This is a genomic window from uncultured Helicobacter sp. (assembly GCF_947367035.1).
Classification (GTDB): domain Bacteria; phylum Campylobacterota; class Campylobacteria; order Campylobacterales; family Helicobacteraceae; genus Helicobacter_D.
Window position 1 is genome coordinate 1 of record NZ_CANBCA010000027.1, and the last position, 20,965, is coordinate 20,965.

Sequence of the window (20,965 nt, forward strand, 5' to 3'; positions counted from 1 at the left end):
CCAATCTTGGAAATATTATCAAGAGTTTGTCAGAATGTGTGAAGAAATGGATTAAATGATATAAAGATTGTTCTTACAAGAAGTATTAGACTCTTAGATTTTTCACAAGCTAAAGGCAAGTTTCAGAATGAAAAGGTGGTACGCCCAAGAGGATTCGAACCTCTGACCTACGGCTTAGAAGGCCGTTGCTCTATCCAGCTGAGCTATGAGCGCATTGGTACCAAAGGGGGGACTCGAACCCCCGACCTCCGGCTTATGAGACCAGCGCTCTAAACCAGCTGAGCTACCTTGGCATACCAAAAGCTGAAGTGAAATTTTATCCTTTTTTCTTTAAAATGGTATTAAAGCCTAGGGATTCGGTATTTAACTTTGTAGAGGAGTGAGGATTTTATCCCATTCTTGGCAAAGTTTATCAAAGTTATATCGTGCATTGGCAGGGCTAGTAGAGGGCAGGTAAGTGTAGGGCAAAGGAATTTTTTGGAAGTTTCTTTGATAAATTTGTGTTGCCTTTTTGCCATTTGTGAAAATATGCTGAATTTGTGTATTTTGCAATAGGGATTCCAAAGGAGCTAGTTTAGGATTTTTGATACTCTCATCACTAGAATTTGTAATCTCACATTCTATGCAAACATCATAAAGTGCGATTTTTTGTGCTAATAAAAAAGTTTCTTTTTCTTCACGATTCCTTGTTTTTAAAGTATCGTATTGAAATAATCTCCCAAGCACTTCCCAAAAACGATTGCGTGGGTGGGAATAATAGAAGCCTTGCTCCCTTGAAGCAACAGAGGGAAAAGAACCTAAAATTAAAATTTTGGAGTTAGAATCTTTGATGGGTTCTAAGGGATGGCGTATAGATTCTAAAGTTTTGGCTAGATTAGACATTGGTTACCCCTAAATACATACTAAAATTGCTCATAGAGTAATTTAGCTGCCATTATAAAAGAAACTAGCACAATTAAAGGTTTGATAATGCGGATTCCATAGCGAATTGCTGTCCTTGAGCCTAAATTCGCACCAATAAATTGCCCTAATGCCATCACAAGCCCAACTCCCCAAAGTATTTTTCCTCCAAAAGCAAAAAAGAGGAGCGAAGCAATATTGGTAGAGAAATTATAAAATTTAGCTTGTGCAAGGCTTTGGGTAAGTCCAAATCCTCCTAGAAGAATCAATGCTAACATTAAAAATGAGCCTGTGCCGGGTCCGAAAAATCCATCATAAAAACCAATGCAAGCAAGTGTTAGAATCAAGAATCCCTTATGAAGAGTAGTTGCTTTTTGCTCCTCTCTAATTTTGGGTGAGAATAAAAAGTAGATCCCAAAAAGGAGGATTAAAAAAGGTAGAATTTTGGAGAGAGAATCTGCTTGGATAAATTGCACACTAATCGTGCCGAGTGCTGAAAATATAAAAACAAGTGCTGCCAAAGGAAAAGAGTGCTTTATATCCAAATAGCCTCGTTTATAAAAATGTCGTGTTGCTGAAAAGCTCCCAAAAGATGCTTGAAGTTTGTTGGTGGCTAAGGTTTCAAGCGGAGGGATTCCACTAAGGAGAAGTGCTGGGATTGTTATCATTCCTCCACCCCCTGCAATGGAATCTATAAATCCTGCTATAAATCCTGCACCAAATAAGAATAAGAGCATAAAAATATCAAGATTGGATAAGAATTCTTGCATATTGACTCCCTAAATCTCTCTTAGCTTAAAATTATAGCAGTTAGTTTGTCTATCATTTACTAGCTTCTTAACTAGTAAAATGAGAAAGATTAATCCATTTGTCGGCGTAAAAATGCAGGAATATCCAAGAAGTCATCATTGGCAAATTCTCCACCACTGACCTTTTTTCTAGCAAGTGTAATGCTGTCTTGCTGATTAATTTTTTGGCTCATATCCTTTGGATTAACGAGTTTTAATGTAGAGCTATCTTCATTATTATTTGTTTCTTGTGTGTTAGGAGCAGATTGTGTTGCCTCGCGTTCAAATCCTGTGGCGACAATAGTAATTCTGACTTTATCACGTTCAATGCTTGTATCAGAAGTTGTCCCAAAAATCACTTCTGCTTCTGGGTCTGTATTGCTATAAATAATATCCATCGCATTTGAAATTTCGGTTAATGGGTAATCTGGATTGATATAAAAATGCACCAAAACACCTTTGGCACCATTAATGGACATATTATCAAATAAAGGAGATTCAATTGCTATTTTAATTGCCTCTTTAGCCGCATCTGCTCCGCTTGATTCGCCAATACCCATTAATGCCATTCCCTTATGATTCATCACAGTTTTAACATCGGCAAAATCCACATTAATATCTCCTGCGCTATGAGATAAAATCACGCCACTCATTCCATTAACTGCACGTGCAAGCACATCATCTACGATTCTAAAGCTATCTTTTAATCCAAGATTTTTATCTACAATAGAAAGGAGTTTTTCATTAGGAATTACAACAATGGAATCACTTTCCGCTTTAAGTTCTCTATATCCTTCTTCCGCGAGTTTTGCCCTCTGTCTTCCTTCCCATCGGAATGGCTTAGTTACGATAGAAACCGTTAATGCACCAACTTCTTTTGCGGCTTTAGCAATAACCGGAGCTGCACCTGTGCCTGTCCCACCACCAAGTCCAGCAGAAATGAACACAATGTCAGTGTTTTCTAAAAATTGTTTTAATTCTTCATAGCTTTCTAGTGCTGCATCTTTGCCTACTTGTGGCTTCATACCTGCACCTAAGCCTTTGGTAAGTTTTGCACCTAGTTGGATTCTAATGGGTGCAGTTGAACTACTAATTGCCTGTGCATCTGTATTTGCAACAGCTAATTCAATCCCTTCATAAGTGCCTGTATCAATGAGGTGTCCTACCATATTGCTACCACCACCACCAACACCGATAACTTTAATATTTGCACCGAATTTTGGACTAACTTCTTGAATCTCTATCATTGTTGTATTCCTCCTAAATTAAATCAAAACATTTGGGTAAGTTTTTGCCATAATTGCCCAAAAAGATTGTTGCTTTTGGCTTGGATTTTTTTGATTTCTGTGATATTGCTTAAATCTTGTTTAATATCTGCTGCGCTTTTTGGCACACTATTAACAGGATTTATAATATTGGATTCCTTTTCCTGCAATGGATTAATGAGGTGAATATTTTTTTGAAATTGTGTAGTCTCTTCCTCTAGTTTTTCATTGCGATAGCGGATACGTTTTTCTGAATCAATTTCATAGTTTGTATATTTACCTGAAGCATAAAGAATAAGACCAATAGCAGTAGAACATTCTGGTCCTTTTAAGTCAGTAAATAAGCCATCAATCTCCATTGGTTTAGCAAGGCGAACAGGTGCATTAAAAAGTGCTGCTGCTAAATCACGGATTCCATCAAGTTGCACCATACCACCTGTTAGCACTACACCACTCCCTAGTTGATCCTTTAAATTACTATGTTCTAAAGATTTGGCTAGAATCATTAAAGTTTCTTCTACCCGAGCATAGATGACATTATGCACAGCAGCAAGCGAAACTTGATGTTTGCCACTATCACTACCCCCTATGCTTGGAATCTCTATTAAATTTTCCTTATCTTCTGAAGCTTTGGAAAAACCACCATATTGAATCTTAACTTGTTCGGCAATGGATTGTGGTGTATGCAAAGCCATTGCTAAATCATTTGTGATATGATTAGAACCCACACCTAGAAAATCATTGTAACGTAGAGAGTTTCCAACGTGAATCATCAATTCGCAAGTGCTTCCACCCATATCTATACACGCAACACCTAGATTTTTTTCATCTTCACTTAAAACAGCAATTGAAGAAGCATAAGAGGAAAGCACAATGTTTTCAATCTCAATCCCGGCACTTCTAATTGCTTTTTTAAGATTTCCTAAACTTGATCTCTGTGCAGTAATAATACGCACAGAAACTTCTAGACGATTCCCACTCATTCCCATTGGGTCATCAATGAAATCTTGGTCATCTAATTTAAAGTTATAAGGTAGGATATGAACGACCTCATATTCACTAGGAATTGATGCGTTATAAAGTGCCGTTTGAATAACGCGATTAATTTCTTTTACCCCTATTTCGTTATTGGGGATATTAACGATTCCAGAGCTATCTGTGCTTTTAGTATAAGCACCAGAGATTGAAATGACCGCTTTATTGATATTCGTGCCTGCCACGCGTCTTGCATCATTAACTGCGTCTTTAATTGCACGACTTGCTTGTTCTATGTTGGTGATAGAACCCTTTTTTAATCCTTGTGATTTATGGAATCCTATCCCAATGATATGAGGAATTTCGTCTTTGCAAGTGGCAATAATTGCGCAGATTTTTGTTGAACCTATATCAATACTTAAGAGTGTTTGCTCCAAATCCTTTCCTTTGATACAATTCGTTTCTGTATGAGTGTCGTATTTTAGCATTTTTTAGATTTTTTTAACAATTTTATAAATTTTTAATAAATGTTCCATAAAAGCAATATCAACGAGTCGCGATTTAGCTTGCATACCGCTTTGCGTTAAAAAATCTAAATTTTTCTCAATTATATCAGAATTTTTTAGTTTTTGGTCAAGGATTTCATATAAAATTATTTTATCTTTTAAGAAAATATAGTCTTTTGTTTGTGTTTTAGTAAAAAGTTGGGAAATGAAATCTTGGCTTTCTTGTTCGTCTAAGCCCGTTAGATTCACACGACTTTCACGACTTAGATAGCCTATATCCACACCTTTAAAGTCTTTTAAGTGCGCCTTGGCTTTTTCTTCTAATAGTTTTGCTTTTTCAAAATTTACAAAATCTTCTGTTGCATCTGACTTAGCATCTTCATAGGATTTTGGCTTACTTGGAATAATTTTTATTACCTTTGCAGTAATGTAGCCTTCTTTGACTTTTATAGGTTTTAGTGTGCTTTGCTCTTTGGCTTGGCTAAGTAAATTAAGAAACTCTATTCCATAGTTTGCATCACCTTCATAAATCGTGCTAAGTTTGGCATTTGAATTTTCCCCTTTACGCAAAGAAATATATTCTTTTAAAGATTCTTTTTCGGCTTGAGAGTCTTTGTATTTTTCTAATACTTGTTCTTTGACTTCTTTAAAAGGCAAAAGCTGTCCGTTGGCATTTAAAAATTGATTTTTGAAATCTTCGTAATATTTTTTAAGATTCTCTTCATTTGCTTTTATTTGATTGGGAGAGATTAAGATACTTGCGATTTCATAGCCACGTTCTGTTTGATAAATATCTTGATTCTCTTCCCAATATTTTTTAATCGCTTCTTGTGTTGGAGTAAAGGAAATATCTGATTGTTTGAGAATATGGATTTTGACGCGGTCTTCTGTGAAATACATCGCACTCATCATTTGAATCTCAAGTGGAGTGAGTGGCATCTCTAAAATAGCATTTAGTTTTTCAAGCAATAAACCCTCACTTAGCTCCTCTTCAAAGTCTTTAGGGCGTAGTTGATTATCCGCTAAAAGTCGTTTGTAGATTTCATTATCAAATTTACCATTATTTTGGAAAGTATCCATTGCAGTTAAGGCATTAATCACTTCTTCTTTGCTGACGCGCAAACCTAAATCATAAGCATAATTGAGTCTTAAAGCACGCGAAATAAGGTTATTTAATGCTTGCTCTTCAATTCCTATTTTTTTTGCTTGTTCGTTATCTAGTGTGCCATTAAATAGCTGATTATACAGGTTGTAAAGTTTGGTATATTCGCGTTGTAATTTTTCAACGCTAATTTGCTTGTCCCCTACAATAGCAACTATATTACTCGTACTTGAGAAGCTATAACTTCCCCAGCCTACAAATCCTGCACCTACAAAGGCGATTGTGCTAATCCAAATTGTGATAATTAAGTATTTTTTGTGCTTTTGCATCCAGCCAATCATAAGAACTCCATATTCTTTAAAATTATGTTCATTTTAACTTGTTTTATTAAGAATCCTGATTAATTAAAATGCGCATTCTATTCTAAAAACATTTAAAAAGCGGTAAAAATCATCATTGGACTTTTTAAAATTATTCTTTAAAGAGCGAAGAAAGAATATCAAGATTATTTTTTACTACTTCTTGCATATTGTTTTCATTGGTATTTTGTATATTTTGGGTTAAATTATTAATTTCTTTAAGTTCAATTTCAAAGCCTGTTAGCATAGAAGCTAGGCGAATATTGATTCCACTTTTACCAATGGCTTTTGGTTTTTGTTCACTTGTAATGCTGACAATTGCTTTATTATCTTCCAAAGTAACACTCATTACAAGTGCGGGAGAAAGTGAGCGTGCAATATAGATTTCAGGTTGTGCAGCATATTCTATGCAATCAATACTTTCATTTTTTAATTCCTTTGAAACCGCATTAATTCGCACACCTTTAATTCCAACGGTTGCACCTACGGGGTCAATTTTTGTTGAAGTAGTTTTTAAAGCAACTTTAGCGCGTTCTCCTGGAATCCTTGCACAATTAACAATTTCTACTTCCCCATCTTTGATTTCTGGCACTTCTAGTCTTAAAAGCTCTTCTAGCATTTTAGGTGTAGTGCGACTTAATTCAATTGTGATTCCGTTTTGTCGGTTAATACCTACGTGTTTAAGCACCGCACCAATCACCTGCCCAACGTTAAATTCTTCTCCTTTAATACGATTTTTTTTAGGTAGAATTGCGCGAATTTCATCAATTTCTACATAGGTATTACCTAAGTTGTCAATTCGCACGACATTTCCACTAACGATTTTTCCAACTTTTGATTTATATTTGTCAAAAAGTTGTGCTTCAATTAAACGTTGAATTTTATATTCAAACTCCCTAAAAAGAGTATTTACAGCACTCCTGCTCATATCTTCTAAACTTAATTCGTAGCGCAATTCATCACCCGCTTTAATTTCATTATCGTGTTTTTTGGCTTCACTTAAAGGGATAAAATTGTTTTTATCTTCTGCGTTAGGACTATCGTTGTCGCATACACTAATCACTTGATAAAGATGAAGCGTTTTATTTTTTTTATCAATTTCTGCTTCATAAGAAATTTTAGAGTCTAAAGTTTCTTTAGCAATTTTAATGACAGCTTCTTTAACTACTTCCGTAACACTTTCAATAGGAAGTCCCTTTTCATAAGCAATTCCTTCAATAATATCTAGTATTTTTTCCAAAATTTATCCTTCAATCATCTGTTTTGTAATTGTAAAAATATTAAAAAATAATTTTTGATTCTAGCTTAAATTTTCTTTATAAGGGCTTTACTTTAAACTTTAGAATTTTATTTTGAAATTAAAACTCTCTTAAAAAAAGTTAATATTGAATTAATCTTTAAGTAAAATATATGTATAATTAAATATTTTTCTAAAAAGTCAAGGGTAAAAGTATGGATATTAAGTTAGCACGAGAACACATTAATGAAAAGCCAATTAAAGTTACAATTAAAAAACTAGAAGAAATGCTGGAGCAAAAGAATACGGATATTTTTTATTGTGATAAAGAAAATTCTCATAAAGATATGCAGTCTTTGTTGGAATATTTTGAAAAAAAAGGCAAACGTGCATATTTTCGTGAAGTTCGCTATGGATTAGATGAAAGTGACTATATGTATGAGATGCATATTCTATAGAAGTAGCTTTTTGTGAAGAAAAAACTTTATATTGAAACGCTTGGTTGCGCAATGAATGAGCGTGATAGTGCGCATATCATTGCAGAGCTAGAAGAAAAGGAGCATTATTCTTTAACTCAAGACCCAAAAGAAGCAGATTTGATTTTAATTAATACTTGTTCAGTGCGTCAAAAACCAGAGAAAAAGCTATTTTCTGAAATTGGACAATACGCAAAACTCAAAAAACAAAATGCAAAAATCGGGGTTTGTGGTTGCACAGCAAGTCATTTAGGTGATACGATTCTTAAACGTTCCAAACCGGTTGATTTTGTGCTTGGCGCACGCAATGTTTCCAAAATTACGCAAATTATTCACCAAAAACGTGTTGCTTGGGTGGATATTGATTATGATGATAGCACTTATGTCTTTAGTCAAAATTTTAATTCTACTTTAAAGGGTATGATTAATATTTCTATTGGTTGTGATAAAAAATGCACTTATTGTATTGTTCCTCATACGAGGGGAAATGAGATTTCTATCCCGGCAGCATTGATTTTAAATGAAGCAAAGCGTATGGTGGAAAATGGGACGAAAGAGATTCTTCTTCTTGGTCAAAATGTGAATAATTATGGTAAGCGATTTACAAACAAACATCGTTCCATTAATTTTACACAGCTTTTGAATGAAATTTCACAGATTAATGGCTTAGAACGCATTCGCTTTACCTCACCACATCCTTTGCATATGGATGATGATTTTATCTTAGAATTTGCTCAAAATCCCAAGATTTGCAAAGCAATTCATATGCCATTACAAAGTGGTTCCAATGCGATTTTACAAAGAATGAAACGTGGATATACAAAAGAATGGTTTTTAAATCGTGTAGAAAAAATGCGTTCATTGATTCCACATTTAAGCATTGGCACAGATATTATTGTAGGATTCCCAACAGAGAGCGAAAAGGACTTTTTGGATACCTTAGAAATGTTAGAAAAAGTGCGTTTTGATACTCTTTATAGCTTTATTTACTCTGCTAGACCACATACACAGGCGCAAAAATGGCTAGAAATAGATAAAAGCTTAGAGTTGATAGATGAGGAAGTTGCGAAAAATCGCCTTATGTGTTTAAAAGATAGGCATAAAGAAATCTTAGCTGAAGAGAATGCTAAGCAATTAGGAAAGATTCATCAAATTTTGTTTGAAAGCTTTGACGAAGCAAATGCTTTGTTTGAAGGACGAAGTGATACTAACAAGCTCGTGCGTGTTAAGTCAGAGAGCAATTTAGTTGGGGAGATTTATAAGGTAAAAATTAGCAAGGTCAAAGGTGCGCAGCTTTTAGGCGAGATTGTTGAATAAATGATGAAGAATGGGTGTTATAAATTATCAAGTAAAATTTCAAAGCTTTAAAAAAACTCTTAAAAATAAGAATCGCAAAATTTTAACAAGAATCTTGCCGCCAATTTTTGCTTTTGCCATTAAATCTTTATCTTATTTGGTGCGTTTTGAATTTCGAGTTTCTCCAGAAGTAAAGGATAAAATTGCACATAATCAAATATTTATTGTTGCATTTTGGCACGGAGAGTTGCTATTACAACCCTTAATATATCATAAATTTTTAACTTGCCACCAAAGAGTTTCCGTGTTGATTAGTCAGCATTTTGATGGAGATTTGATTAGTAGAACCATTGGGTATTTTGGTATTGATTCTCTACGTGGTTCAAGCTCTAAAGGAGGAATCCGTGCGCTTTTGAGTGCGGTTAAGAAACTAGAGTGTCAAGAATATATCGCCATTACACCTGATGGGCCACGTGGTCCTTATCATAGTATAGCAGATGGAATTGTGCTTTTAGCACAGAAATCCAAATCGCCCATAGTGATTTCAAGGGTTATTTGTCAAAATGCTTGGGAATTTAAAAGTTGGGATAGATTCAAAATCCCTAAGCCCTTTAGCAAAGTATTTTGTGTGATTAAAGAACCTTTAAATATAGAATCTTTAGAATTAGATGAGGCAAAGAGATTCATTCAGTCCAAAATGGAAGAAGATAACTTTAACAGACTTTAAGGAATATTTAGCAATGAAATGGATAGTATGCAGTATCGGATTGTGCCTTTTAATTGCGGGATATTTTTATTTCTCTACCTCTTATCATTTAAGTCGTGAAGCTAAAAAAGAATTTGTAAAGGGTAATTTTGAGACTTCTTATCATCTTTCAGCTCAAGCTTTAGAGGCAGACCCTTATAATCGTTCTGCTCTAGGTATCTTTAGTCAAGCAAAACAACGTTTAAATATCCAAAATCTTTTGCAAAAAACAAAGCAAAATTATGAGCTGGCTTTGGAAATTTTAAAGCAAGGTAGTCTAAGCCCACAAGAATTTTTGCAATTGCGTTGGATTGTAGAGGAGTTTGATAAAGATTACCGTGCGGTTTTAATGATAAATAATCCTAATGAAACCGAGAAGATACAGCTTACGCAATATCAGGAATGGTTTTTGCAATTAAAGAATCGCTTGCAAGAGGCACAGCAATCTTTACAAAATCAAATAAAATAAGCATATTTTAGTATTTTTTATTGAAAACTTTATAAATTTTGGATAGAATCTAATTCTCGCATTAATTAAACATTTTTTAAGGTATCCTTATGAAAATTTTTTATTCCCTTTTATTGATGGTAACTTTTGGATTCGCTCAATTTGATATAATGGGTTATGATACTCGTAGTGAGGAAGTTTTAAAAACTTTTGATGTTGAACCAGAATTTTTGAATAATGAATATTTTATTGATGTCAAGAATTCCTTTTTAAGCGACAAGCGACAAGATTATTTGTTAGAAAAATTCAAAAGTGGCTATGAATTTATCCCCACGCTAAAAGAAATGTTTTTAAAAGAGGGGATTCCACAAGAGTTTTTATATCTTGCAATGATTGAATCTGGATTCTCTCTTACTGCGAAATCTAAGAAACGTGCAATGGGAATGTGGCAGTTTATGCCAAAAACCGCAAAATCTCTAGGATTAGAAATTAATTCGCAAATTGATGAGCGCAAGGACCCTATTAAATCAACCAAAGCCGCCATTGCTTACCTTAAATATTTAAAAGAAAGTTTTGGTAAATGGTATCTTGCTGCCATTGCTTATAATTGTGGTGATGGGCGTCTAAAACGCGCAATTAATGAGGCAGGTAGTGATTCACTTAGTGTGCTTTTAGACCCAGAGATTAAATATATTCCCCTTGAAAGCCGTATGTATATCCGTAAGATTCTCTCCGTTTCTTTAATGTTTCATAATGTAAATACATTAAAAACTAATGATTATGATTATTTTTTGAATCGTGGGGCAAATTCCTTGCTTGCTTCCATTGATGTTCCTCCAGCAACGCCTCTTAACAAAATTGCCTCTCAAGCAGGGTTGAGTTTAGCAAATTTAAAATATTATAACCCGCAATTCAAACGTAATATGACACCAACTTATGCAAAAACCTATCCTGTGTATGTGCCTTATCAGTCTTTAGCGCACTATAAAGAGAAAGCACAAAATCAAGGAAAAATCCAAGTGAAACCCTATCTAGTCCATCGTGTGAGTAAGGGAGAGACAATCCATTCTATTGCTAAACGTTATGGAGTGCCAAGCAAACGCATCACTCAATATAATGCTATTAAAAATGTCAATTCTCTTTCTGTCAATCAAGAAATTATCATTCCTTTGGATAAGGATAAGGCGTGAGGAATCTTTGCGGAATCTTGCTTAGTTTAGTAATGCTTGGTTTAGGCGGCTGTTTTTTGGGAGAAAGCAATGTTCATTATAATCCTTCTATGAGTAGAGATTCTAACACAGCACCAAATTATGGAGTAATGAATACCAGCAAGCAAGCACATAAAGCCACAATGAAACCTTATAAAGTCAATGGAAAGTGGTATTATCCAACAAATGTGGCATTAGGTGAAACTTATGATGGTATCGCAAGTTGGTATGGTCCAAAATTTCACGGCAAAAAAACTTCTAATGGTGAAACTTATAGTATGTATGCTCACACTGCCGCCCATAAAACTTTACCTATGAATACTATTGTGCGTGTAACGAGCAAAGAGAATGGTAAATCTACCATTGTGCGCATTAATGACCGCGGTCCATTTATAACAGGAAGAATTATTGATTTATCCAATAGTGCGGCACAAGATATTGAAATGGTTGGCAAAGGCACAGCACGCGTGCGCTTGGAAGTGATTGGGTTTAATGGAGCAATTTCAGATTCTATGCCCTTAAATCAAGAAACCCTTGCTCAGAGTGAATATAAAATTGCACATACACAAGAGAGTATGCAACTCTCGCAATTTCTTGTGCAAATTGGTGCTTTTAAAAATAAAGAGGGAGCAAAAAATTATCAGAAAAAACACGCAAATAAATATGGTTATCAAGTCGTCATTAGAGAATATTTGTTAAAGGAAGCTACAATTTATCGTGTAATGTTAAGTGGATTTAAAAGCGAAGCAGAAGCAAGAGATTTTATTGCTTCAGAAAAAATTGCTGGGGCATTTATTACAACAGATTAGCATAAGGACTCCTAAGTTATTATTTAAGAAAGGCAGATATGAAAACTCTTACACGTAATACAAGAGAAACACGAATCACTGCGACTTTAGAAGTTTATGGTGAGGGGAAAGCAGAGATTTCAACAAATATTGGGTTTTTTAATCATATGTTAGAATCGCTTTGTAAGCACGCAAATTGGAATTTGAAATTACAATGTGACGGGGATTTGGAAGTAGACTTTCATCATAGTGTGGAAGATTGTGGAATTGTTCTTGGAACTTTGCTTAAAAACTTGCTTTTTCCTATTCAAAAAATTGAACGATTTGGGAATGCTTCTATTGTTATGGACGAAGCGTGTGTAGAATGTGATTTAGACCTTAGTAACCGCCCCTTTTTAGTTTTTGACTTAAATACAGCAGGTAAAGTGGGTAATTTTGATTGTGAATTAGTAGAAGAATTTTTTCGTGCAGTGGTTATAAATGCTGGAATCTCTGCACATATCATTAAAAAACGAGGCAAAAATAAACACCATTTAATAGAGGCTACTTTTAAAGCATTTGCAGTAGCTTTGCGTAGAGCAAGTGCCAAAAATGAAACGCTTGGGATCCCAAGCACGAAAGGCGTTTTATGATTCAATTAATCGTCTTAGATGTTGATGGCACTTTGAGTGATGGAAAAATCATTTATACTAATGAGGGTGCAGAGATTAAGGCATTTAATGTTAAAGATGGTTTGGGCATTGCAGCTTGGCTTAAGCTTGGAAGAAAAGTCGCAATTATTACAGGCAGAGAATCTCAAATAGTTAAAAACCGAGCAGATGAGCTTAAGATCACATATTTAAAACAAGGTGTGCGTCATAAAGCAAAAGTGTTAGAAGAAATTTTAAAAGAAGCAAATCTCTCATTTAAGGAAGTTGCAATTATTGGTGATGATTTAAATGATTTGAGTATGTTAAGACTTGTTAAGTATTCTTTTGCACCCTCTGATGCAGTTAAAGAGGTTAAACAAAGTGTGCATAAAGTCTTGAAGAGTAAAGGTGGCAATGGTGCAGTGCGTGAGATGATTAATTGGTTGATTAAAAAAGAGAAGTTACAAGTTTGTTTCTATGAAATCTTTGCTTAAAATTAATCAACTCAAAAGTGGTCGTTTAGTGCCGATATTTTTTATTTTTTTATGTATTTTTAGTCTTATAATGGTCGTGATTTTAAGTAAGAAAGAAATGCAAACTCAAGAGAAGTTAAACGAAATTGCAAAGTTTGAAATATTTGACTTTGAATATTATAGAATCGGCGCACAAGGTGTAAGTGTGGTTGCATTTGGTAAAAAAGCAAGTGAGAACTCTCAAAAATTAAATGAATTGGAGCATTTTGGCATTATAAATTTCACTTTTCCTAATGCAGATTCTAAAGCTAATCAAGGCATTCAGGAGAATTTGCAATCTAGCTTTGCTCTTTATGACAATCAAGAGATTTTTTTTCCACGAGGTGTGAATTATAAACGTGATGGGACAGAATTTTGGAGTCAAGTTGCAAGATATAATCCTGATAAGAAAGAATTAAAAGGTGAGGGGGAATTTATTATTTTAGATAAGAGCTACAAAATTCGCGGACAAAATATTATTTACAAAGAAAACAAAGTCTATGCAAAAAATATTTATGGAATTTTAAGGGAAAATGAATGAAAGTCTTTATCGGAATTTCCCTAGTAATTTTAAGTCATTTTGTATGGGCAAATGAAATTGAAGTGAGTGCTAAAGAATTAATCGGCGATGAGCAGAACAAACTAACGCGGCTTAAAGGTAATGTGGAAGTAAAACGCGCAAAAGACCGACTAAAGGCTAATGAGGCTTTTATCTATCTTGATTCTAATAATCGTCCAAAGAAAATGCAAGCAATTGGCGATGTGCGCTTTTGGCTTACTTTAAAAGATGGACGCAAAATTGAAGGACAGGCTAATGAGGCACTTTATTTGCCTTCCAACCAAGAATACCAGATTTTAGGAAATGCAGTTGTCAAAGAACCAGCGAAAGATAATATTGTGCGAGGTGATAAAATTATTATTCGCCATAAAGAGGGCTTTATTAATGTTTTAGGCAATGAAGATAAGCCTGCACGTTTAATTTTTAAACTTGAAAAAGAGCTAAGATGAGTCATTATATTTTAAAATCTGCACGATTTCAAACTTCTGCACAAACGCTTGCACAATGTCCCCCACCAATGATTTCAGAGGTAGCCTTTTTAGGACGTAGCAATGTGGGTAAAAGCACATTGATTAATTTAATTTGTCATCAAAAAAATCTTGCTAAAAGCTCTTCTACACCAGGCAAAACGCAATTAATTAATTTCTTCCTAACTGAGTGGAAAGAAAAAGGCAATAGTTTAGAATCTGAAACTTTAAAGGTTATGTTGGTAGATTTACCGGGCTTTGGCTATGCTAAAGTGGCAAAAAGTCAAAAAGAACTATGGAATCGCAATTTAGTAGAGTTTTTATGCAAACGTGATAGTATCCGACTATTTGTGCATTTAGTAGATAGTCGCCATACAGGCTTGGAAATTGATGTTAATCTTGTTTCATTCGTTTCGCAATTTTTGAGAGCTGACCAGTATTTATTGCAGATTTTCACAAAATTTGACAAACTGAATGCAAAGGAACAAAATAAACTGAAAACCACCTTTCCTAAAGCGTTATTTTCTAGCTCCTTAAGAAGAGAAAAACAAGAGAAAATAGCAGATTGTATTATTGCAAATGTATTTGGGAAAGAAGTTTTGGGGATGTTATGATTATTGCACGACCTACTTTGGAGGATATTCATAAAATGCGTGAAATTGTTCGCCTAGAAGTTGAACGTGGTGTGATTTTGGATAGAAGTGTGGAGACAATGGCAAATATGATTCGTTCTTATCGTGTAGCTTGGGAAGAAGAATCTGTTTTAAAAGATACCAAAATGCTCAAAGATAAGTTAAAATTAGAATTTAGAAATCTAAATACACTAGAAAATCCTATAATGTTAGGATTTTGCGCTTTGCATATCCATTCTTTGGAGTTAGCAGAGATTCGTAGTCTTGTGGTTGCACCTTCTGTTCAAAGGCTAGGAGTAGGAAGTGCATTAATTTTGGATTGTGAATGTGAGGGTAAAACACTTGGAATTAAAGAAATTTTAGTTTTAACTTATAAACGCGTTTTGTTTGAAAAATTGGGATTTTACGAAATTAGCAAAGAAAATATACCAAATCAAAAAATATGGGCGGATTGTATTTTATGCAAACATTTTCCACTATGCGAAGAAATAGCATTAATCAAAAAAATCTAAAAATCTTTTTTTTGATAATTTTGCTTGTTATTTATGTTGCCTTAACGGATATTTTTTATTTTTTACCTCCACTTTTTGGGGTAATGTATGTATTGACACAGGAAAATTATGAAGAGCAATATTTCACGAGTTTTTATTTTTTAGTGCCATTTTTTCTTTATTTTGAAGCAAGCAAAGGGTTGCCATTTTTAAGTGTAATTTTGTTTATTGCAACATCTTTTGGAATCTTGTTACCTAAATTTCGTAAGTTTTTTGGTTATAGTAAGATTTTTATTCCATTTTTTATTGCTTATGCGTATTTTGGTTATTTTGTATTTTTGGATATTTTTGGATATTTTTTAGAGTTTGATATACCAAAAATTTCGTGGTGGCTTGGATTTTATGTTATGTGCGAAATTGTGCTAATCTGGTTCTTTATGTGGATTTTATGATGAATGTTCGTAAAACAATACTTTTTGTAATCTTTTTTTTGTTTTGGGGATTGTTGCTAGCTAGAGTCTTTTATTTAAGCGTTTTGAATCAAGCTTATTTTCAAGACCAAGCAATGAAAAATATATTGCGTGAAGAGTATATTATACCTGTGCGTGGGCAAATTTTAGATAGAAATGGCAAACCACTTGCAACCAATAATGTAGGTTTTATGCTTGCTCTACCCCCGCGACTTTCTCTACGTTCCAATTTACCTTTATTGGAGAGAGAAATAGAGAATCTTCTAATTTACTTTCCAAATTACTCTAAGGAACAATTAATTAATAAATATCGCAGTAAAGATTCTCCTTATAATCACGAAGACATTCCAATCATTGAATTTGTAGAACAAGAATTGATTTTACAATACTATACTCAACTCTCTCAAAGTGAGATATTGCGTATTATTCCTGTCGCACATAGATATTATCCTAATTTAACTTCCGCTTCTCATATTATTGGTTATGTGAGTAAGGCAAATCAAAAGGACATTGATAAACAACCGATTGCTAAATATACAGGAAATATTGGTAAAGAGGGCTTAGAGAGGCAATATGATGGTTATTTACAAGGTCAGGTTGGGAAACGTGTGATTAAAGTAACTGCATTAAATCAAGAAATAGAAGCAGTTTCATTTAAGGAAGCAATTGAAAATCATAATCTCATTACTACACTTGATATTAGGGTTCAGCTTGCAATGGACGAGATTTTTATGGATAAAAATGGTGCAGCAATCATTATGGACGCACAAAATGGGGAAATTCTAGCTGCTGGGAGTTATCCAGAGTATGATTTAAATCATTTTGTTGGTGGAATTTCTTATGAAAATTGGAATGCTTTGCGCGATAGTCCTTATAAACCACTCATTAATAAGTTTATTAATGGTTTGTATCCACCTGGTTCTGTCATTAAAATGGGGATGGGATTAGCTCTTTTAGAGTATGCGGGGATTAGTGAAACGACAGAGATAAAAACTCCAGCTTTCATAGAGCTTGGAGGAAGAAAATTTCGTGATTGGAAGAAAGAAGGACACGGAAGCGCAGATTTATATAAAGCACTGAAGCGGAGTGTAGATGTATATTTTTATATTCTTGCCCTGAAAACAGATTTTGAAAGTATTGCTAAAGTGTTAAAAACTATGGGATTAGGAAAGAAAACAGGAGTAGATTTACCCAACGAGTTTGCTGGGATTGTGCCAAGCCCAAGTCTCAAAAAATCGCGCTTTAAGCAAGATTGGTATGCAGGCGATAATGTAGTTAGCTCTATTGGGCAAGGATTATTTTTAACCACACCTTTGCAGATTGCTAATTATACAGCTTTAATTGCTAGTGGTAAATTACCCACTCCTCATTTCGCAAAAGAGATGTCAGAGCAAAAGATAGTTTATGAACCCAAAGATGTCTTAAGTGCCTTTCAAAAAAGTAAATTAAATGTTCTAAGGGAAGGAATGCGTCAAGTTTGTTCAGAAGCAGGTGGCACAGCAAATTTAGCTACAAGAGAGTCTAAAGCTTATCTGGCTTGTAAAACAGGAACAGCACAGGTTGTAGGTATTTCACAAGCAGATAAAGAACGTATCAAAGAAAAAGATATGGATTATTTCCACCGCTCACAAGCTTGGATTACTAGCTTTTTACCAGCAGATAACCCACGTTATGTGATTACCATAATGGTGGAACACGGAGGAAGTGGGAGTGGAACAGGAGGTCCAGTGCTTGCAAAACTCGCAAATGTATTGGTAGATTTAGGCTATGTGCAACCTCGTGGTAGTGCGAAAAATACCAAGGTTATAAATATTACAGATTCCAACTTTGAAGCAGAAGCGGAGTAACAATGGAATCCAAAATCAACAAAACAAAATCAATGCAACCATTAATCCAAACAACAGATTTTATAGAATCTTTACCAAAGCTGTTGAAAGATAAAAAAATCATTTTGGGTGTATGCGGTAGTGTTGCAATTTATAAATCTTTAGAAGTGATGAGAATCTTGCAAAAATTGGGTGCAAGTGTGCGTGTAGTAATGAGTCCAAGTGCGCAAGAATTTATCAATCCTTTGCTTTTTGAGGCGATTTCGCACTATCAGGTTTTAACGCACAATACGCAAAGCTGGGGGCAGAATCCTTGCAACCATATTGAACTTGCCACTTGGGGAGATGCATTTTTAATTGCACCAAGTAGTGCAAATACTTTTAATAAAATTGCAAATGGAATCGCAGATAATGTTTTGTTAGAGAGTTTTTTGGCTTTTAATAAAATTAAGCTGATTGCTCCTGCGGCAAATAGTGTAATGTTGAATAATTCTACAACTTCGCTTAAAAAATTTTTTGATGAATATGGTGTGCGATTTATTATTCCACCACAATTTAAAGAGTTAGCGTGTGGAACTGAAGGATATGGAGCATTAGCGGAGCCATTAGAGATTGTGTTTTATCTGTTGCGTAGTTTAATGAGGGATTCCTTTTGGGAGCAATGCAATGTGTGCGTAAGTGGTGGAGGAAGCAAAGAGGCATTTGATGATGTGCGCTATCTCTCTAATTTTTCTAGTGGGAAAATGGGGGCATCATTAGCGCTTGCAGCTTATTGTTTAGGTGCACAAGTTTATTTTATCAGCTCACAAATGCCCTATCCTTTGCCTCTAGATATAAAAATTCAGAGTGTAGAATCTAGTGAAGATTTTTTAAATGCGATTCTTGCTTGGCAAAAAAATCTATTCCATACAAGTAGCGAATCCTTTTTATTTATGAGTGCTGCAATTAGCGATTATCTCCCAACAAGAGTGCAAGGAAAGCTTAAAAAACAAGAAATAGGCGAAATGTGGAATCTAAAATTACAAAAAAATAAAGATATTTTAGCTACTTTACCTAAAGTGCAAAAAACGATTGGTTTTAAGTTGGAATCACAAACTGATGAGAGTTTAAACCTCCAAAATGCACGAAACGCATTAAGAGAAAAGCAAATAGACGCAATTTGTTTAAACACGATTACTTCATCAAGCAATCCATTAGAATCTCTTGATAATCAAATTTTTTGGATACAAGATTCGTTAGTGATAGATTTAGGATTCTGTGATAAACTAAGCTTGGCTTTTAAAATCTTACAACAGGCGAAAAATTTATGATAAAGCAGCTAAGTCAGCTTGCACAAATCCAAAATACTTTACAAAATTCTGTAGGTAAGCCTACGCAATTTAATTCTTCACTTCCGATGAGATTAGAAGTAATGGAAAAAATGCAAGGGATTCGCTATATGCTAAAAGTTGGCAATATTGCAATGGAAACAAAAAGCTTAAAAGAACTAGAGATTGGGGGGAAATACTGGGCTCAAATGGGACGTGGAAGCACAGGAGCCATTACGCTTTCAAATCTCATTAAACAACCAAATTTACTAAAAGAGCAAAATATTCCATTAAAGCTTAGTAGTGAAGCAATGCAGGAGTTTTTAAAAGGAGAGAATCCCTTTGATGTGATGAGAGGGTTTTTAAGTGAGCGTTTGGCAAATGCAGAATCTAGGTGGGAATTTGCCTTTTTAAGTCATATGTTAATGTCATTAAAACAAAAAGTCTTAACGATTCCTTTGCATTATGAAGAGGAGAGCAAAGATGGGTTAATGCAGATAAAGAAGAAACGAATAGGTTTGCAAGAATGCTTGGAGTTTTATTCAGTATTTGCAAATCTTGGCGCAACTTGGGGATTACTTTGGGACTTTAAAGAAGGAGTGAGGTTAGATATTAGCGTAATGTATGAGGGGGTGGCGCGTTTGTTACGCGAAAATTTAAGTGAGCTTGAATTTATTCACGAAACCAATATCAATGTAGATAGTGGAATCGTTCCTTTATATGACTTTAGCGATTCTTTGTTGGATTTAGAGGGTTAAATGCACCTAGCATTGATTATGGACGGCAATGGTAGATGGGCAAAGCAGCATCTAAAGGCACGTATCTTTGGGCACAAAGAGGGTGCAAAGAAAATCCGTGAAATCACAGAGTTTTGTGCAAAAAGTAATATAGAATATTTAAGTCTTTATGCTTTTTCTACAGAGAATTGGAAACGTCCCAAAGCAGAAGTGGAATATTTGATGAAACTTTTGGGAGAATATTTGATAAAAGAGCGACAAACTTATTTGCAATCTAATATTATCTTTAAAAGTATTGGAGATATTAGCAAGTTAAGTTTGGAATTGCAACAAGAAATCAAGTCTTTAGAGGAGCAGACACAAGCACAATGCAACGGGCTAACCCAGATTTTAGCATTAAACTATGGTGCAAAAGATGAATTAAGACGCGCATTTTTAAAATTGAATCAAAAAGAAAATTTTGAGATTGAAGAAGAAGGGATTGCCAAGATGCTAGATACAAGTGGAATCCCAGATGTGGATATGTTGGTGCGCACAGGTGGAGAAATGCGCCTTTCAAACTTTCTTTTATGGCAGAGTGCATATGCGGAGTTATTTTTCACTCAAACTTTATGGCCAAACTTTAGCACACAAGAATTAGAATCTATGATAATAGAATTTCATCAAAGAAATCGCCGCTTTGGTGGGCTATAAGCCTATCTCTAATCCTTATTGTAATCTATCATTGTTTAACTTACGATTTTATTTCTCCTTGTTTGCAAGTATAGGTAAAGTGTAGGTATTTGGTTAAGTTAGCCTATCATTCAAAGTAGTTTCTAGTCAATGCTTGTGAGTGAGCAATTCACAATCAAGGTTTTAGATTCTATTCTCGTATCGTTTTTGATGAGATAGAGTGGTAAATGTCTCGTGATGAGAAAGTAAGTTTGAATGATGAAATAAACTCTCTACATCCAATCAATAATTTTTGTCACTTCTTGCACTTCAAAGCATTTTATGTTGATAACTTGGGTGGGCTTTTTGGGTAGAATCGCGCGTGTAATTCCAAGCGATAGTGCTTCTTTGAGCCTTGTTTCCACATTTGAGACATCTCTAATATCTCCTACTAGGCTTACTTCACCTAAAAATACACTTCCACTAGAGAGTGCGCGGTTACGAAAGCTAGAGAGAATCGCCGCTACAACTGCTAAATCCGCTGCAGTTTCTAAAATCTTGATTCCACCCGTGATATTAATAAAAACATCA

Annotated in this window: 25 protein-coding genes and 2 tRNA genes; 18 read left to right on the forward strand and 9 right to left on the reverse strand. The window is 34.5% G+C overall.

The window, feature by feature from the left end:
* Nucleotides 1-55: DUF2972 domain-containing protein (locus tag Q0Y61_RS09485; protein ID WP_366517297.1), on the forward strand; the 55-nt coding region annotated here is incomplete at its 5' end.
* 81 nt (nucleotides 56-136) lie between these two features.
* Here Q0Y61_RS09485 and Q0Y61_RS07960 read toward each other — a convergent pair.
* From Q0Y61_RS07960 to nusA, 8 genes are all read right to left on the reverse strand, one after another.
* Nucleotides 137-213: transfer RNA gene (locus Q0Y61_RS07960), tRNA-Arg, on the reverse strand.
* A 2-nt stretch (nucleotides 214-215) separates the two neighbouring features.
* A tRNA-Met gene (locus Q0Y61_RS07965) sits at nucleotides 216-293 on the reverse strand.
* 70 nt (nucleotides 294-363) lie between these two features.
* Complete coding sequence (locus Q0Y61_RS07970) at nucleotides 364-882, reverse strand: DNA-deoxyinosine glycosylase (RefSeq protein WP_297814073.1); 519 nt, start codon at nucleotides 880-882, stop codon at nucleotides 364-366.
* A 20-nt stretch (nucleotides 883-902) separates the two neighbouring features.
* Entirely contained in the window at nucleotides 903-1,670 is a 768-nt protein-coding gene (locus Q0Y61_RS07975) for a TSUP family transporter (protein WP_297814075.1), read from the reverse strand.
* Between the two features lie 89 nt (nucleotides 1,671-1,759).
* Nucleotides 1,760-2,935 carry a cell division protein FtsZ gene (gene ftsZ / locus Q0Y61_RS07980; protein WP_297814077.1) on the reverse strand — a complete coding sequence of 392 codons (1,176 nt, stop codon included), beginning with the start codon at nucleotides 2,933-2,935 and terminating at the stop codon, nucleotides 1,760-1,762.
* A 23-nt stretch (nucleotides 2,936-2,958) separates the two neighbouring features.
* The gene (gene ftsA, locus Q0Y61_RS07985; RefSeq protein ID WP_297814079.1) at nucleotides 2,959-4,365 is read right to left on the reverse strand and encodes a cell division protein FtsA; all 1,407 of its coding nucleotides are present in this window, start codon (nucleotides 4,363-4,365) and stop codon (nucleotides 2,959-2,961) included.
* Between the two features lie 54 nt (nucleotides 4,366-4,419).
* Nucleotides 4,420-5,877, reverse strand: a complete 1,458-nt coding sequence (locus Q0Y61_RS07990; protein ID WP_297814081.1) for a peptidylprolyl isomerase — start codon at nucleotides 5,875-5,877, stop codon at nucleotides 4,420-4,422.
* A 130-nt stretch (nucleotides 5,878-6,007) separates the two neighbouring features.
* Complete coding sequence (gene nusA / locus Q0Y61_RS07995; RefSeq protein ID WP_297814083.1) at nucleotides 6,008-7,135, reverse strand: transcription termination factor NusA; 1,128 nt, start codon at nucleotides 7,133-7,135, stop codon at nucleotides 6,008-6,010.
* Between the two features lie 212 nt (nucleotides 7,136-7,347).
* Between nusA and Q0Y61_RS08000 the strand changes: the two genes are divergently transcribed.
* The 17 genes from Q0Y61_RS08000 (at nucleotide 7,348) to Q0Y61_RS08080 (ending at nucleotide 20,416) form a co-directional block, all read left to right on the forward strand.
* Complete coding sequence (locus tag Q0Y61_RS08000) at nucleotides 7,348-7,590, forward strand: HP0268 family nuclease (protein ID WP_297814085.1); 243 nt, start codon at nucleotides 7,348-7,350, stop codon at nucleotides 7,588-7,590.
* Between the two features lie 12 nt (nucleotides 7,591-7,602).
* Entirely contained in the window at nucleotides 7,603-8,925 is a 1,323-nt protein-coding gene (miaB, locus tag Q0Y61_RS08005; RefSeq protein WP_297814087.1) for a tRNA (N6-isopentenyl adenosine(37)-C2)-methylthiotransferase MiaB, read from the forward strand.
* A gap of 10 nt (nucleotides 8,926-8,935) precedes the next feature.
* Nucleotides 8,936-9,631 (forward strand): lysophospholipid acyltransferase family protein, encoded by a 696-nt coding sequence (locus Q0Y61_RS08010; protein ID WP_297814089.1) that lies wholly within the window; start codon nucleotides 8,936-8,938, stop codon nucleotides 9,629-9,631.
* Nucleotides 9,632-9,644: 13 nt separating this feature from the next.
* The gene (locus tag Q0Y61_RS08015) at nucleotides 9,645-10,118 is read left to right on the forward strand and encodes a hypothetical protein (RefSeq protein WP_297814090.1); all 474 of its coding nucleotides are present in this window, start codon (nucleotides 9,645-9,647) and stop codon (nucleotides 10,116-10,118) included.
* An 89-nt stretch (nucleotides 10,119-10,207) separates the two neighbouring features.
* Nucleotides 10,208-11,287: a lytic transglycosylase domain-containing protein gene (locus Q0Y61_RS08020; protein WP_297814091.1), complete on the forward strand. Its 1,080-nt coding sequence runs from the start codon at nucleotides 10,208-10,210 to the stop codon at nucleotides 11,285-11,287.
* A 128-nt stretch (nucleotides 11,288-11,415) separates the two neighbouring features.
* Nucleotides 11,416-12,114, forward strand: coding sequence for a septal ring lytic transglycosylase RlpA family protein (locus Q0Y61_RS08025; protein ID WP_297814103.1), 699 nt, complete (start codon nucleotides 11,416-11,418; stop codon nucleotides 12,112-12,114).
* A gap of 38 nt (nucleotides 12,115-12,152) precedes the next feature.
* On the forward strand, nucleotides 12,153-12,725 hold the full coding sequence (hisB, locus tag Q0Y61_RS08030; protein WP_297814092.1) for an imidazoleglycerol-phosphate dehydratase HisB: 573 nt from the start codon (nucleotides 12,153-12,155) through the stop codon (nucleotides 12,723-12,725).
* Nucleotides 12,722-13,216: an HAD-IIIA family hydrolase gene (locus Q0Y61_RS08035; protein ID WP_297814093.1), complete on the forward strand. Its 495-nt coding sequence runs from the start codon at nucleotides 12,722-12,724 to the stop codon at nucleotides 13,214-13,216. Before hisB ends, Q0Y61_RS08035 begins: the two co-directional genes overlap by 4 nt.
* Complete coding sequence (locus tag Q0Y61_RS08040; RefSeq protein WP_297814094.1) at nucleotides 13,200-13,775, forward strand: hypothetical protein; 576 nt, start codon at nucleotides 13,200-13,202, stop codon at nucleotides 13,773-13,775. The genes Q0Y61_RS08035 and Q0Y61_RS08040 overlap by 17 nt, the downstream gene beginning before the upstream one ends.
* Nucleotides 13,772-14,242, forward strand: coding sequence for a lipopolysaccharide transport periplasmic protein LptA (lptA, locus tag Q0Y61_RS08045; protein ID WP_297814095.1), 471 nt, complete (start codon nucleotides 13,772-13,774; stop codon nucleotides 14,240-14,242). The genes Q0Y61_RS08040 and lptA overlap by 4 nt, the downstream gene beginning before the upstream one ends.
* Nucleotides 14,239-14,874: a ribosome biogenesis GTP-binding protein YihA/YsxC gene (yihA, locus tag Q0Y61_RS08050; protein WP_297814096.1), complete on the forward strand. Its 636-nt coding sequence runs from the start codon at nucleotides 14,239-14,241 to the stop codon at nucleotides 14,872-14,874. The genes lptA and yihA overlap by 4 nt, the downstream gene beginning before the upstream one ends.
* On the forward strand, nucleotides 14,871-15,404 hold the full coding sequence (locus tag Q0Y61_RS08055) for a GNAT family N-acetyltransferase (protein ID WP_297814097.1): 534 nt from the start codon (nucleotides 14,871-14,873) through the stop codon (nucleotides 15,402-15,404). Before yihA ends, Q0Y61_RS08055 begins: the two co-directional genes overlap by 4 nt.
* Nucleotides 15,405-15,415: 11 nt before the next feature.
* Nucleotides 15,416-15,835: a hypothetical protein gene (locus Q0Y61_RS08060; protein WP_297814098.1), complete on the forward strand. Its 420-nt coding sequence runs from the start codon at nucleotides 15,416-15,418 to the stop codon at nucleotides 15,833-15,835.
* A complete protein-coding gene (gene mrdA / locus Q0Y61_RS08065; protein WP_297814104.1) occupies nucleotides 15,835-17,700 on the forward strand; it encodes a penicillin-binding protein 2 in 1,866 nt (621 codons plus the stop codon). Before Q0Y61_RS08060 ends, mrdA begins: the two co-directional genes overlap by 1 nt.
* Nucleotides 17,701-17,702: 2 nt before the next feature.
* Complete coding sequence (gene coaBC / locus Q0Y61_RS08070) at nucleotides 17,703-18,989, forward strand: bifunctional phosphopantothenoylcysteine decarboxylase/phosphopantothenate--cysteine ligase CoaBC (protein ID WP_297814099.1); 1,287 nt, start codon at nucleotides 17,703-17,705, stop codon at nucleotides 18,987-18,989.
* Complete coding sequence (locus tag Q0Y61_RS08075; RefSeq protein ID WP_297814100.1) at nucleotides 18,986-19,744, forward strand: hypothetical protein; 759 nt, start codon at nucleotides 18,986-18,988, stop codon at nucleotides 19,742-19,744. The genes coaBC and Q0Y61_RS08075 overlap by 4 nt, the downstream gene beginning before the upstream one ends.
* Entirely contained in the window at nucleotides 19,745-20,416 is a 672-nt protein-coding gene (locus Q0Y61_RS08080; protein ID WP_297814101.1) for a di-trans,poly-cis-decaprenylcistransferase, read from the forward strand.
* A gap of 251 nt (nucleotides 20,417-20,667) precedes the next feature.
* On the opposite strand, the gene Q0Y61_RS08085 is transcribed toward Q0Y61_RS08080, so the two are convergent.
* Nucleotides 20,668-20,965 (reverse strand): magnesium chelatase domain-containing protein (locus tag Q0Y61_RS08085; protein WP_297814102.1); only part of this gene is annotated, 298 nt, incomplete at its 5' end.